Origin of the sequence: Nocardia anocheti, from assembly GCF_029675105.1 — a bacterium.
Classification (GTDB): domain Bacteria; phylum Actinomycetota; class Actinomycetes; order Mycobacteriales; family Mycobacteriaceae; genus Nocardia.
The window spans coordinates 403,180-416,078 of the sequence record NZ_JAQQFV010000002.1 but is presented as its reverse complement, the minus strand read 5'-3'; the positions used below and the strand labels follow the sequence as shown (position 1 = coordinate 416,078).

18 protein-coding genes are annotated in these 12,899 nt (G+C 69.9%); 15 read left to right on the top strand and 3 right to left on the bottom strand.

Going from position 1 to position 12,899, the window contains the following annotated elements:
• Positions 1-32: 32 nt before the first annotated feature.
• The 7 genes from QC180_RS05785 (at position 33) to QC180_RS05755 (ending at position 3,943) form a co-directional block, all read left to right on the top strand.
• A complete protein-coding gene (locus QC180_RS05785; protein WP_278261542.1) occupies positions 33-1,211 on the top strand; it encodes a serine hydrolase domain-containing protein in 1,179 nt (392 codons plus the stop codon).
• A 42-nt stretch (positions 1,212-1,253) separates the two neighbouring features.
• A complete protein-coding gene (gene hemB / locus QC180_RS05780; protein ID WP_278261541.1) occupies positions 1,254-2,231 on the top strand; it encodes a porphobilinogen synthase in 978 nt (325 codons plus the stop codon).
• Positions 2,228-2,740: a hypothetical protein gene (locus tag QC180_RS05775; RefSeq protein ID WP_278261540.1), complete on the top strand. Its 513-nt coding sequence runs from the start codon at positions 2,228-2,230 to the stop codon at positions 2,738-2,740. Before hemB ends, QC180_RS05775 begins: the two co-directional genes overlap by 4 nt.
• A 79-nt stretch (positions 2,741-2,819) precedes the next feature.
• Entirely contained in the window at positions 2,820-2,942 is a 123-nt protein-coding gene (locus tag QC180_RS05770; RefSeq protein WP_278261539.1) for a hypothetical protein, read from the top strand.
• Between the two features lie 31 nt (positions 2,943-2,973).
• Entirely contained in the window at positions 2,974-3,411 is a 438-nt protein-coding gene (locus QC180_RS05765; protein ID WP_278261897.1) for a hypothetical protein, read from the top strand.
• Complete coding sequence (locus QC180_RS05760) at positions 3,408-3,680, top strand: hypothetical protein (RefSeq protein WP_278261538.1); 273 nt, start codon at positions 3,408-3,410, stop codon at positions 3,678-3,680. The genes QC180_RS05765 and QC180_RS05760 overlap by 4 nt, the downstream gene beginning before the upstream one ends.
• Before the next feature lie 56 nt (positions 3,681-3,736).
• Complete coding sequence (locus tag QC180_RS05755) at positions 3,737-3,943, top strand: hypothetical protein (RefSeq protein ID WP_278261537.1); 207 nt, start codon at positions 3,737-3,739, stop codon at positions 3,941-3,943.
• On the opposite strand, the gene QC180_RS05750 is transcribed toward QC180_RS05755, so the two are convergent.
• Positions 3,940-4,326, bottom strand: coding sequence for a hypothetical protein (locus QC180_RS05750; protein WP_278261536.1), 387 nt, complete (start codon positions 4,324-4,326; stop codon positions 3,940-3,942). The genes QC180_RS05755 and QC180_RS05750 overlap by 4 nt on opposite strands.
• Before the next feature lie 209 nt (positions 4,327-4,535).
• Between QC180_RS05750 and hemL the strand changes: the two genes are divergently transcribed.
• The 7 genes from hemL to ccsB are packed head-to-tail and all read left to right on the top strand — an operon-like array spanning position 4,536 to position 10,880.
• Entirely contained in the window at positions 4,536-5,882 is a 1,347-nt protein-coding gene (hemL, locus tag QC180_RS05745) for a glutamate-1-semialdehyde 2,1-aminomutase (protein ID WP_278261535.1), read from the top strand.
• The gene (locus tag QC180_RS05740; protein WP_474646392.1) at positions 5,879-6,616 is read left to right on the top strand and encodes a histidine phosphatase family protein; all 738 of its coding nucleotides are present in this window, start codon (positions 5,879-5,881) and stop codon (positions 6,614-6,616) included. Before hemL ends, QC180_RS05740 begins: the two co-directional genes overlap by 4 nt.
• Entirely contained in the window at positions 6,613-7,251 is a 639-nt protein-coding gene (locus tag QC180_RS05735; RefSeq protein ID WP_278261534.1) for a TlpA disulfide reductase family protein, read from the top strand. Before QC180_RS05740 ends, QC180_RS05735 begins: the two co-directional genes overlap by 4 nt.
• A complete protein-coding gene (locus tag QC180_RS05730; protein ID WP_278261533.1) occupies positions 7,248-7,475 on the top strand; it encodes a hypothetical protein in 228 nt (75 codons plus the stop codon). The genes QC180_RS05735 and QC180_RS05730 overlap by 4 nt, the downstream gene beginning before the upstream one ends.
• Complete coding sequence (locus QC180_RS05725) at positions 7,475-8,287, top strand: cytochrome c biogenesis CcdA family protein (protein ID WP_278261532.1); 813 nt, start codon at positions 7,475-7,477, stop codon at positions 8,285-8,287. Before QC180_RS05730 ends, QC180_RS05725 begins: the two co-directional genes overlap by 1 nt.
• On the top strand, positions 8,287-9,915 hold the full coding sequence (gene resB, locus QC180_RS05720) for a cytochrome c biogenesis protein ResB (RefSeq protein ID WP_278261531.1): 1,629 nt from the start codon (positions 8,287-8,289) through the stop codon (positions 9,913-9,915). The genes QC180_RS05725 and resB overlap by 1 nt, the downstream gene beginning before the upstream one ends.
• Positions 9,915-10,880 (top strand): c-type cytochrome biogenesis protein CcsB, encoded by a 966-nt coding sequence (gene ccsB / locus QC180_RS05715; protein ID WP_278261530.1) that lies wholly within the window; start codon positions 9,915-9,917, stop codon positions 10,878-10,880. The genes resB and ccsB overlap by 1 nt, the downstream gene beginning before the upstream one ends.
• Here ccsB and QC180_RS05710 read toward each other — a convergent pair.
• Positions 10,873-11,529, bottom strand: a complete 657-nt coding sequence (locus tag QC180_RS05710; protein ID WP_278261529.1) for a hypothetical protein — start codon at positions 11,527-11,529, stop codon at positions 10,873-10,875. The two genes, ccsB and QC180_RS05710, sit on opposite strands and share 8 nt — an antisense overlap.
• Before the next feature lie 303 nt (positions 11,530-11,832).
• Here QC180_RS05710 and QC180_RS05705 point away from each other — a divergent pair, with 303 nt between their 5' ends.
• Complete coding sequence (locus QC180_RS05705) at positions 11,833-12,153, top strand: hypothetical protein (RefSeq protein ID WP_278261528.1); 321 nt, start codon at positions 11,833-11,835, stop codon at positions 12,151-12,153.
• A 10-nt stretch (positions 12,154-12,163) separates the two neighbouring features.
• Here QC180_RS05705 and QC180_RS05700 read toward each other — a convergent pair whose 3' ends face one another.
• On the bottom strand, positions 12,164-12,814 hold the full coding sequence (locus QC180_RS05700) for a hypothetical protein (protein ID WP_278261527.1): 651 nt from the start codon (positions 12,812-12,814) through the stop codon (positions 12,164-12,166).
• Positions 12,815-12,899 lie beyond the last annotated feature (85 nt).

The following is a 12,899-nucleotide window of genomic DNA, read 5'->3' as shown; positions in this document are numbered from 1 at the left end:
CGGTGGCAGGAGTGGATCGGGGAGGAGACACGATGACAGCGGAACAGATCGACCGGCGCCTCCGTGCCCATGTCGAGGCGGACGAACTGCTCGGGCTGGCCTGGCTGGTGTCCGTCGGCGACCGGGTGTGGACCGGCACGGCGGGTCATCTCGACCAGGCCCGCCAGGCGTCGGTGCGCCCCGACAGCCTGTTCCGCGTCTCCTCGATGACCAAACCGCTCACCGCCGTCGCGGCCGCCTTACTGATCGACGACGGTGTGCTCGATCCGGCCGAACCCGTCGACCGCCTGCTGCCCGAACTGGCCGATCGGCAGGTGCTCATCCACCCGGCCGCCGAGGTCACCGACACCGTGGCTGCGCGTCGTCCGATCATCGTCGACGATCTGCTCACCTTCCGGCTCGGCTGGGGCATGGACTTCACCGACTTCGCGCCCAAGCCGTTCGATGCCGCCTGGAGCGAGCTCGGCCTGGGCTGGGGCCCGCCGACGCCCGCGCGGCTGCCGTCGGGCGACGAGTGGCTGGCCCGGCTCGGCACCCTGCCGTTGCAGTACCAACCGGGGGAGCGGTGGCTCTATCACGTCGGCGCGCAGGTCCTCGGCTTCCTCGTCGGCCGGGCGGCTGGCACCTCGCTGTCGGAGTTCCTCGCCGAGCGCGTGCTCGGACCACTCGGAATGCGCGACACCGGCTTCTGGGTTCCCCCGGAAAAGCTCGAGCGGTTCGGCCCGCACTTCACCGAGCGCGACGGCGAGCGCGTGATCCACGATCCGGTCGACGGCCAGTGGAGCGCCCCGCCCGCCTTCGAGGGCGGTGGTGACGGGCTGGTGTCCACCCTGGCCGACTACCACCGGTTCGCCCGGATGTTGCGCGACGGCGGCGTGTTCAGCGGCGTGCGATTCCTGTCCGAACCGGCCGTCACCGCGCTGACGACGAATCACCTCACCGCCGAGCAGCTCGCGCGCGGCGGACCCACGCCGGACGGGAGCGCCGGATGGGGATACGGCATGGGCGTGCAGCTCACCGACCTGCCGGACGGCCCGCGCGCCGGTTCCTACGGCTGGGCGGGCGGCCTCGGCTCGACCTGGAGCAACGACGGCCCGGTCACCGGAATCCTGCTCACCAACCAGACCTGGGGCTCGACCGGACCGTCCCCGGTGTTTGCTGCGTTCGAGTCGATCCTGGGCGAATTATCGCGCTCCGGCGAGCCGGTGTAGGCGGCGCGAGCGCGCCGCGCGCGCAGGCGTACTCTGCGGAATATGACCGCTTTCGACCGCCCGCGGCGGTTGCGCAGGACCCCCGCTCTGCGACGGCTCGTCGCCGAGACCACGCTCGAGCCGCGCCACCTCGTCCTGCCGATGTTCGTCGCCGACGGCATCGACGAGCCGCGCGAGATCAGCTCGATGCCCGGGGTGTACCAGCACTCGCTGGACTCGCTGCGCAAGGCGGCCGTCGAAGCGGTGACCGCCGGTGTGGGCGGGCTGATGCTGTTCGGCGTCCCGCTGCCCGAGGACAAGGACGCCACCGGCAGCCAGGCCAGCGACCCGCGCGGCATCCTCAACCGCGGCCTGCGCGCGCTGGCCGAGGAGGTGGGCGATTCGACCGTGGTCATGGCCGACACCTGCCTCGACGAATTCACCGACCACGGCCACTGCGGGGTCATCGGCTCCGACGGCGCGGTCGACAACGACGCCACCCTGCACCGCTACGTCGAGATGGCGCTGGCCCAGGCCGAGGCGGGCGCCGACCTGCTCGGCACCAGCGGCATGATGGACGGCCAGGTCGGCGCGATCCGGCGCGGACTGGACGCGGTCGGCCACACCGACACCGCCATCCTGGCCTATGCCGCCAAGTACGCCTCGGCCTTCTACGGCCCGTTCCGCGAGGCGGTGGGCTCCTCGCTGGAAGGCGACCGCCGCACCTACCAGCAGGACCCGGCCAACCGCCGCGAATCGCTGCGCGAACTCGACCTGGACCTGGCCGAGGGCGCCGACATCGTGATGGTCAAGCCCGCGATGTCCTACCTCGACATCCTGCGCGACGTCGCCGACCGCTCGACGGTCCCGGTGGCGGCCTACCAGATCTCCGGCGAGTACGCGATGATCACCGCCGCCGCCGAGCGCGGCTGGATCGACCGCAAGGGCGCGATCCTGGAGTCGCTGGTGGGCATCCGGCGGGCGGGCGCGGACATCGTGCTCACCTACTGGGCGACCGAGGCTGCACACTGGCTGTCGTGATCGTTCCACCGAACAAACCCGAATCCCTGCCGATGCCGGAGGATGTCGGCACCGCGCGGCAGCTGTGGTGGGGCGTTGCCGGTCTCGGCGTCGTCTACACCGGCGCGAGCGTGGTCACCATGTACGGCCGCCGCGGGGAACTGAGCAAGCAGTTCCTCGACGAGATGCACAAGACCGACCCGAACATGCCCGCCTCCACCGTCGACGCGCTGATCCTGGCCGCCTTCGTGCTCACGGCGGTCCTCGGACTGATCCTGTGCGCCGTCACGGCGGTCATCGCCCACCAGCTCGGGCGCGGCAAGTCGTGGGCACGCACGCTGCTGACGGTGGCCGCGGTGTGGCTGGCGTTGGGCGCGATCGCCACGATGTTCAACATCGCCGCGGTGACCGGTGCGGCCGCGATGATCAGCGGAGGCACGGCGATCGTGCAGGGCGTGCTCGCCGCGGGCGCGGCGTACCTGGCGTATCGGCCCGACTCGACCCGCTACTTCCAGCTGAACAAGCGGTGAACATCGGGTAGACCCCGGGCGTCGTTGGCCGCTCACCGGCCACAGTGTATGGTGAGGATGGTCACACTGAGCGGAGGCGATGATGCGCGTGGTGATCCAGCAGCCCCACAGTCTGCGACGCGATTGCTTGGTCATCGGATTGATGGTTCTGCTCGTGGTCGCCACCCTCGCGCTCGTGCTGCTGCCGAGCATTGTCGGCTGACGCCACCGCGCTGCGGCGCGACGACGCCCTGATGCTGTTCTCCGAACCCGGCGCGCGCTGGCGCGCCGTCGCCTACGGTCCCGCCCTCTGCGCGGTCATCCTGCTCGTCGAATGGGTCACCGGCAGCACGCTGCACGGCTTCGCCCTCGGCTTCTGCGCCGTCGCCCTCGGCGGCTTCACCGCGCTGCAGGTCGTGGCCGGTCGCGCGCACGCCAGGGTCGAACTCACCCCCGACGCCCTGCGGCAGGGCACCGAATCCGTGGCCGTCGCCGAGATCGCGGCGGTGCTCCCCGTCGACGACGACGATGCCGCCGACGCCCGCGCGCTAGGCGCGCTCAGCGGCGTGCCCCGGCGCCGTCGCGGGATCGGCCTGCGCCTGGTCGACGGCGCCGTGGTGCGGGCCTGGGCGATCGACCACGCCGGGCTGCGCGCCGCACTGGCCACCGCCCTGGCAGGATCGCGGGAATGAAACGCTGGATCGCCACGGCGCTGACGGAACTGGCCCTGGCCGCGATCTTCCTGGTGGGCGCGGCCCTGAGCTGGAGCAACGCCCGGCGCACGACCGAGTTCGTCGGCACCGACGAGCACCCCGGCTTCGAGGCGATCCGGTACGTGCCACCCCTGATCGTGCTGGCCACGGGACTGGTGATCGTCGCCGGGCTCTTGGTCATCGACGCCGCCGCGCGGGGTGCCTCGGCGAGATCTGTAGCACCGCGGCCGATCGAACCGATGCACTGAGTGAAGCGGATTCCGATGTGCGCGTTGGGGTTCGGAACACGTCGAGGAGGACCCCGATGACCAAGCTCACCGCCGGAATCTGTACCGCGGCCGCCGCGCTCGCTCTCGGCTTCGCCGCCGCGCCCGCCCAGGCCGCCACCGGCCTGCCGCTGACCCCGGCCGCCGACGGCTTCGCCCCCGAGACCGGGTCGAGCGGGATCTACAACGGCATCATGTGCCAGCTGCACACGCTCTCCGCCGAGATCCCCTGCATGTACACCTAGCCGGTCCACGCCTGGTAGACGTCGAGCAGCCGTCCGCCGCGCGTGCCGGGCGCGTTGAGATACACGCTGACCGTGCCGTCGGGATGCGCGGCGGCCTCGGTGACCACCTGCCGCAGCGTGGCGTGCACGCCGCCCTGCGCGTCGCGGTAGAGCGTGGTGTCGCGGTGCAGGCCCGCGCCGATCCGGTCCGGGGGCACGAACATCGACGTGACCGCCGGAATCGGGCCGCCGCCGAGCGCGACGGTCTCCTCGTGACTCAGCGTCACCCCGATCCGGTCGGGCTGGATCTGCGGGGCGATCGCGCTCGCCGCGGGTGCGCCGAACAGGACCCCGGCCGCGACGAAGCCCGTGCCCAGGGCAGTGCTGGTGACGCCGAAACGCATGGAATACCCTCTCGCTGAAACCAGGTGACGAGCCGCTGACACGCGGCGGAGCAGCCCGCAGCGTAGCGGCACGTCGAGCGGGCTGGATCGGATTCCTGCGCGAATCCGGGCGGTGTGTCGGGCGTGTCGTCGGTGGGTCGCTGCGGTCTGGGTCACTGTGCTCCACCCTGTCGTCCGGCGCGCCGAGGCGAGCTGAGACACTGGAATCCGTGAGTTCTTCTCCGCGCGCGACCACGACCAGCCCCTCGCGGGTGCCGGTATCGGCCCAGCTCTTCGAGCGGGCCGCCTCGGTGATCCCGGGTGGGGTCAATTCGCCGGTCCGCGCGTTCAATTCGGTCGGCGGCACACCGCGTTTCATCGCCTCCGCCGACGGCTACACGCTGCGCGACGCGGACGGCAACGAGTACGTCGACCTGGTGTGCTCGTGGGGTCCGATGATCCTCGGGCACGCGCACCCCGCCATCGTCGAAGCCGTGCAGCGGGCCGCGACCGGTGGCCTGTCCTTCGGCGCGCCGACCGAGGCCGAGATCGACCTCGCCGAAGCCATCGCCGCGCGGGTCGATCCGGTCGAGCGGGTGCGTCTGGTGAACTCCGGCACCGAGGCCACCATGAGCGCGGTGCGCCTGGCCCGCGGCTTCACCGGCCGCACCAAGATCATCAAGTTCTCCGGCTGTTACCACGGCCACGTCGACGCGCTGCTGGCAGACGCGGGTTCGGGTGTGGCCACCCTCGGCCTGCCCACCTCGCCGGGCGTCACCGGCGCCCAGGCCGCCGACACGCTGGTCCTGCCCTACAACGATCTGGCCGCCGTGGCCGCCGCGTTCGAGGCGCATCCGGGGCAGATCGCCTGCGTCATCACCGAGGCCGCCGCGGGCAACATGGGCGCGGTCGCGCCGCTGCCCGGCTTCAACGAGGGCCTGCGCACCCTGGCCGACGACAACGGCGCCCTGCTCATCATGGACGAGGTCATGACCGGCTTCCGGGTGAGCGCGTCGGGGTGGTACGGCCGCGAGGGCGTCGCCGGTGACCTCTACACCTTCGGCAAGGTGATGAGCGGTGGGCTGCCCGCCGCCGCGTTCGGTGGGCGCGCCGAGATCATGAACAATCTCGCCCCGCTCGGCCCGGTCTACCAGGCGGGCACGCTCTCGGGTAATCCCGTCGCCGTCGCGGCCGGGCTGGCGACCCTGCGCGCCGCCGACGACGCGGTGTACGCGGCCCTGGATCGCAACGCCGATCGGCTCGGCTCGCTGTTCGCGACAGCGCTCACCGAGGCCGGGGTCGAGCATCAAGTCCAGTTCGCAGGCAATATGGTGAGCGTGTTCTTCGCCGAGCGCCCGGTCACCGACTACGCCGCCGCCAAGGCGAGCCAGACCTGGCGTTACCCCGCCTTCTTCCACGCCCTGCTCGACGCGGGCGTGTATGCGCCGCCGAGCGCGTTCGAAGCGTGGTTCGTCTCCGCGGCACTCGACGAGGACGCGTTCGACCGTATCGCCGCCGCTCTGCCCGCCGCCGCCCTCGCGGCCGCGGCCGCAACCCCCGAAGGATCCACAGCGTGAGCTCCGACCAGCCCGACGCAGAACTCGCCACCTCCGACGACGCCGCCGAGGCGCCGCATCCGGCGCCCGCCGCCGCGCCCCCCGGCCTCGATGACGACCCGTCGACCGTGGAGACCATCGTCCACGTGCTGCGCCACGGCGAGGTGCACAACCCCAACGGCATCCTCTACGGCCGTCTGCCCGGCTTCAGCCTGTCGGTGACCGGCCGCTCGCAGGCCGCCGCCGTCGCCCGTTCGCTGGCCGACCACGACATCTCCCTGGTGATCGCCTCTCCGCTGCAGCGCGCCCAGGAGACCGCCGCGCCCATCGCCGCCGCGCACGATGTGGTCGTGCGCACCGACGAGAACCTCATCGAGGCGGGCAACACCTTCGAGGGCCTGCGCGTCTCGGTCGGTGACGGCGCGCTGCGCAAGCCGCGGCACTGGTGGAAGCTGCGCGACCCGTTCACCCCGTCCTGGGGCGAGCCGTACCTGCAGATCGCCCATCGCATGCTGGCCGCGGTCAACAAGGCGCGCGTCGAGGGCGCCGGGCACGAGGTGGTGCTGGTCTCGCATCAGCTGCCCGTGTGGACGCTGCGTCGGTTCCTGCAGGGTCAGCGCCTCTGGCACGACCCGCGCAACCGGCAGTGCTCGCTGGCCTCGCTCACCTCGCTGGTCTACCACGGCGACACCCTCGTCGACATCGTCTACTCCGAGCCCGCCGGGGCCTCGGATCCGGCGGTACACGGCGCATGAGCCGCCGCACCGCATCGGGACCAGCCCGTGGCCGTCGGCCGCGGGTGGTGACCGCCGCGCTGTCCGCCCTGCTGGTGATCGTCGCGGCAGCGGGCTGCTCGACCGGTACCGATGCGGTGGCAACCGGCGGCGGCACCTTCGAATTCGTGTCGCCGGGTGGTAGAACCGACATCAGATACGATCCGCCCGCCAGCCGCGGGACGATCGGCACGCTGTCGGGGCCCGACCTGATGAACGAGGGGAAGACCGTCTCGGTCGCTGATTTCCCGAACCAGGTCGTGGTCGTGAATCTGTGGGGGCAGTGGTGCGGCCCGTGCCGCGCCGAATCGCCCGCACTCGAAAAGGTCTACGCGGCGACCAAGGACAAGGGCGTCGCGTTCCTGGGTATCAATGTCCGCGATCACCAGCGCGACAAGGCCCAGGACTTCGTGGTGGACAACAAGATCGAATACCCGTCCATCTACGACCCGTCGATGCGAACCTTGCTCGCTCTCGGCGGAAACTTTCCCACCAGTGTCATTCCGACCACGCTGATTCTGGATCGTCAGCACCGGGTCGCCGCGGTGTTCCTTCGCTCGCTCTTGGCGGAGGACCTGCAGCCCGTGGTCGAGACCATCGCCGAGGAGAAGCAGTGAGCCGTCGTCGTCCCGGAAATCTGACCGCGTGTCGTCCCCGCCAGGGCGCCCGCAGGATGGGTGCGGGCTGGACCGTAGACGATCGTTGGGCGGGCATCGCGACCGTGCCGCGCAGCGTCGCCGGTGCCGGTCTGTTCGATTTCGGCCCGTCGGAACCGGCCGAAACCGAGCGCACCCTGTCGTTGCCGCGCGACGAGCAGCGTGACGAAGACACCACCGAGTGATGGTGCTCGCCGCAGTCGGGGATTCCTTCCAGCAGACCGCGGCATCGGGTCCGTTGTTGCTGGCGCTGGGAGCCTGCCTGCTCGCGGGCCTGGTGTCGTTCGCTTCACCGTGTGTCGTGCCGCTGGTGCCGGGGTACCTGTCCTATCTCGCCGGACTGGTCGGGGCCGAGGCACCTCCGGCCACCACCGCGCAGGCCAGCACGCTCACCGCCACGCGCCGTAGCGCCAAGCTGCGGGTGGCCGGTGCCGCCGGACTGTTCGTCGCCGGGTTCACGGTGGTGTTCGTGCTGGCCACGGCCACCGTGTTCGGTGTGATCCAGACCCTCAACGTCAACCGGGAGCTGCTGCAGCGCATCGGTGGTGTGGTGACGATCCTGATGGGTCTGGTGTTCATCGGTCTGGTGCCCGCGCTGCAGCGCGACACCAGGATGGAACCGCGCCGCTTCACCAGCATCGTCGGCGCGCCCCTGCTCGGCGGGGTCTTCGCGCTGGGCTGGACGCCGTGTCTGGGCCCGACGCTGTCGGGTGTGATGGCGGTGTCGGCGGGCACCGAGGGCACCACCGCCGTGCGCGGAGTGGTGCTGATCGTGGCGTACTGCCTCGGACTCGGCCTGCCCTTCGTGGTGTTGGCGTTCGGTTCGGCGGGCGCGCTGCGCGGTGTGGGCTGGCTGCGGCGCAATTCGCGCACCATCCAGGTAATCGGGGGTGTTCTGCTCGTCGCCGTCGGCGTCGCGCTGGTCACGGGGGCATGGGACCAGTTCGTCGGCTGGGTGCGCGACGGTTTCGTCTCCGAGGTGACTCTCCCGATCTGATGACTGACACACTGACTCCACCCACCACCCCCGCCCCGCCCCGCAGGCAGTCCCTGCCGGGGCGCGCCTGGGCCCTGGTCCGCAATTCGTGGCGTGGCCTGACCAGTATGCGCACCGCCCTGGTCCTGCTGTTCCTGCTGGCCCTGGCCGCGATCCCCGGCGCGCTGCTGCCCCAGCGCAGCCTCAACGCGCAGAAGGTCGACCAGTACATCGCCGATCGGCCGACGCTGGGTCCGTGGATGGACCGCTTCGAACTGTTCGACGTGTTCGGCAGCTTCTGGTTCACCGCCATCTACGTGCTGCTGTTCATCTCGCTGGTCGGCTGCATCCTGCCGCGCTGCTGGGACCACTACCGCTCGCTGCGCACGCCGCCGGTGGCCGCGCCCCGCAATCTGGGCCGGTTGCCGCACCACGGCAGCGAGACCGTCGACGTCGACGCCGCCGCCTTCGTCGAGCAGGCGCGCGGACAACTGCGCGGCTGGCGCACCGAGGTGCGGCCCGGTCAGCGCGACGGCGAGGTGACGCTGTCGGCGGAGAAGGGGTACCTGCGCGAGTTCGGCAACCTGGTGTTCCACCTGTCGCTGGTGGGGCTGCTGGTCGCGATCGCGCTGGGCAAGCTGTTCGGCTACGAGGGCAATGTCATCGTGATCGCCGACAACGGCCCCGGTTTCTGCACCACCTCGCCCGCGGTGTTCGACTCGTTCCGCGCGGGCAATGTCAACGACGGCACCGGGATGACCCCGCTGTGCGTCAAGGTCAAGGACTTCAAGGCCGACTACCTGCCCAACGGTCAGGCCGAGATGTTCACCTCCAACATCGACTACCAGGCCGGTGCCGACCTGAGCACCGACACCTGGCGCAGCACCGAGATCGCGGTGAACCACCCGCTGCGCGTCGCCGGTGACCGCGTCTACCTGCAGGGACACGGTTTCGCGCCGACGTTCACCGTCACCTTCCCGAACGGGCAGACCCGCACCGAGACCATCCAGTGGCGCCCCGACGACGCCCAGACCTTCCTGTCCAGCGGCGCCCTGCGCATCGACCCGCCCGGCGGCATGTACGCCACCGACGAGGAGCGCCGCCAGAACCAGATCGCCATCGAGGGCCTGTTCGCGCCCACCGCGCTGATGCACGGCAGCCTGCTCACCTCGTCGTTCCCGCGGATGGACGATCCGGCCGTCGCCGTCGACATCTACCGCGGCAACACCGGCCTGGACACCGGCCGCTCGCAGTCGCTGTTCGCGCTGGACCCGGAGATGATCAAGCAGGGCAGGCTCACCAAGGAGGCCAGGGTCAACCTGCGGCCGGGGGAGTCGACCACGCTGCCCAACGGGACGAAGGTGAGCTTCGACGGGGCGAAGGAATTCGTCAACCTGCAGGTCTCGCACGACCCCGCCCAGCAGTGGGTGCTGATCAGCGCGCTGACCATGATGGCCGGTCTGCTGGTATCGCTGCTGGTGAAGCGGCGCCGGATCTGGGTCCGGGCCTACCCCGCCGACAGCGGTACGGGTACCGTGGACCAACGACGCACCGTAGTAGAGATGGGCGGCCTGGCCAGAAGCGATCAAGCGGGCTGGGGCGGCGAATTCGATCGACTGCGGGCACGGCTGCTGGGAGCGGAGAACTGATGCAGATCGACGAGACGCTGGCGCGCTACAGCGATTTCGCCTTCATGTCGGCCATGGCGATCTACGCCCTGGCCACGGTCCTGCTGATCGTGCAGTACGCCTCGGCGCGCGCCAAGCAGGTCGCCGCGCGCGAGTTGGTCACCGTGGGCGCGCCCGCCGACCCGGACGTCCCCGGCCGGATCGAGGCGCCGCCGGTCAAGCCGCTGAGCGAACGCCTCGGCAACATGGCCTTCGCCGTGCTGATCGTCGGCGCCGCCCTGCACGTGGGCTCGATCGTGCTGCGCGGTTTCGCGACCCACCGCTTCCCGCTGGGCAACATGTACGAGTTCACCACCATGGCCACCGCGGCCGCCGTGGTGATCGGCCTGTACTTCCTGCGCGACCAGCGCTACCGGGCCATGTGGGCGTTCCTGCTGGTCCCCGTGCTGATCCTGATGTTCCTCGCGGGCACCGTCCTCTACGCCGACGCCGCCCCCGTGGTCCCCGCGCTGCGCTCGTTCTGGCTGCCCATCCACGTCACCATCGTCAGCATCGGCAGCGGCGTCTTCCTGGTCTCCGGCGTAGCCAGCCTGCTGTACCTGTACCGCATGCGCCAACCCGCGGGCGAGGAATCCAACAACATCCTCGGCACCATCGCCCGCCGCCTCCCCGACGCCCGCAGCCTCGACCAACTCGCCTACAAAACCACCATCATCGGCTTCCCTCTCTTCGGCGCGGGCGTCATCCTCGGCGCCATCTGGGCCGAAGCCGCCTGGGGCCGCTTCTGGGGCTGGGACCCCAAGGAAACCTGCTCCTTCATCGCCTGGGTCCTCTACGCCGCCTACCTCCACGCCCGAGCCACCTCCGGCTGGCGCGACACCAAGGCCGCCTGGATCAACATCGCCGGTTTCGTGGCGATGCTGTTCAACCTGTTCATCATCAACATGGTGATCAGCGGGTTGCACAGCTACGCGGGTCTCAACTGATCGTCCGACCTACCACCAGGTCCGGTCCGAGGACTCGCGCAGCGGCAGCTGCGATCGCCGGGCACGGTGTGCTGTCGCCCAGCTTGTAGCCGACCGACACGAACGTCTGTACCGCGTGCACCGGTCCGTTGTCCGGATCGGCGAGCGTACTGGCAGACAGCGGTCGATGCTGTGGGCGAGCGAGTGCGAAACAGGTCAGCTGGATTCGGCTGTCTTCGCACCAGAAATGGTTCAGCACCACGGGATTGCCGAAGTCGAGTTGGTCGAAGACGATGGCGATGTCCTGTTGTCCATACGGTGCGGCGGCGAGCGCGGGCCGGATATCCGCGGGATCGATCCCACTCGCCAGCACCCGGCCGACTTCGAGAGCCTGGCCCCAGGGCGGCACCTGATCTCCGGCCCACTCGGCGCGTTCGGTGCTTCGCTCGTCGCCGACGGTCATCGAGCCGTCACTGATGCTCCAGCGGATATCACCGAGAATCCCGGCATAGGGCAGTTCCGCGTTGGCGGACAGCTCACCGGCGACCAGCGTCCAGGGCGCGCACGCCACCTGATCGCGAATCATCCCCGCCGCCAGCTCGGCGAACTCCGCCGCCTCCGGGAGAAATGCCTCGGCCGGGGCGAGGAATTGATCTGTCCAGAGGCCCATACCAAGACTATGTCAATTGCGCCGGAACGATCGCAGATCAGCTAAGGACATGCTCAGCTGCCACTCGGCGCCAGGAAATCAGCGGGCGGACCCCGAGACTGTCAGCGGGATGTGTGTGGCACTCGTTCGCTGTGAACGGCTTGTCCACCGGTGTGAATGAACAGCTGGGGGCATGTATAGCTCGGAGGTCACCGAGTTCATTACCGCGATAGAGATCGAAGCGCTCGACCGTGCGGCCGCGTGTGGTGGGCTCGGCTCGAAAATCGTTTGCGGGTGCGGGATCGCGGTGTGTTCAGTGGGCGCATGGGTATCGCACGGCGGGGAACACGGATTCTGCATCTGGACGGGGAATGTTATCGGTGGGTCGTCTCGCCGGATGACGAGCCGGGGCTGGGGATTGTCGTCGAGATCGCCGAAGGGGCGGGGCAGCGCATGGTGACCTGGGTGGAGCACGGCACGGTCATCACTCCGCGGGTGGTGGCAGGGGCTGTGCACCGCGCGCTTCGCCGGGGGTGGACGCCGAAGCAGCGGGGGAAAGAGGTGGTCTATCGCGTCGAGGCCGGGGCGACGGGTCTGGGGACGACGATGCCCGGATGCTCCGGGGAGCGTCCAGGCATCGGGTGATGATCGGGGATCAGCAGTAGTAGCAGATCTTGTTGGCGGGGAGTTCTACGTGGCAGGTGAGGCAGACCGGTTTGCGGACGGGTTCGGGCTTGGGGATGGTGACGGTGCGGCGGGAGGTGGCGGTGCGCTTGGCTTCGACCGCTTCGGCGGCTTCGGTGGCGGCCAGGTCCTGGGAGGTGCGCTGGCGGACGGCGGCGACCTTCGGGGGGAGGGTGGGCAGGCCGCCGTCGGCGGGGAGGTCGGTGGCGTAGTGCTGGTAGCACTGCCAGCGGGCGGCGGCGGCGTGCATCTCGAGGTCGTCGGGGATGGGCAGGCCCGCGAGTTCGAGGATGTAGCGGTAGCCGGTGCCGACGGTCTGGTTGCGGCGCACGCACAGGGCGCTCAGCGGCGGTTCGTTGTTCTTGTGACAGTGCTCGGCGACGCGGTCGAGCACGACGGGCAGCCAGTGCTGCCACTTCACCTGGGTGCGGATCCCGGACTCTTCCTGGACCAGTTCCGCCAGCTCGGTGTTGACGATGAAGTTGTTGAAGCGCGACGCGGTCGCGGCGAGCACCTCGTGTGCCGCACTGGTCCATGCCGACCGTGCCTCGGTGAACGTCACGGCGCTGCCGTCGGCCGCGCGCCAAGTGGTCGGAATGGAACCCTGCTGCACATCGATCACCGGAATACGTTATCTACCCGGGTTTTTCGCGCTGCAATCGGGGGTGTGTGTGCCAGCTCACGATGGCATGTTTCATCCCGACTGG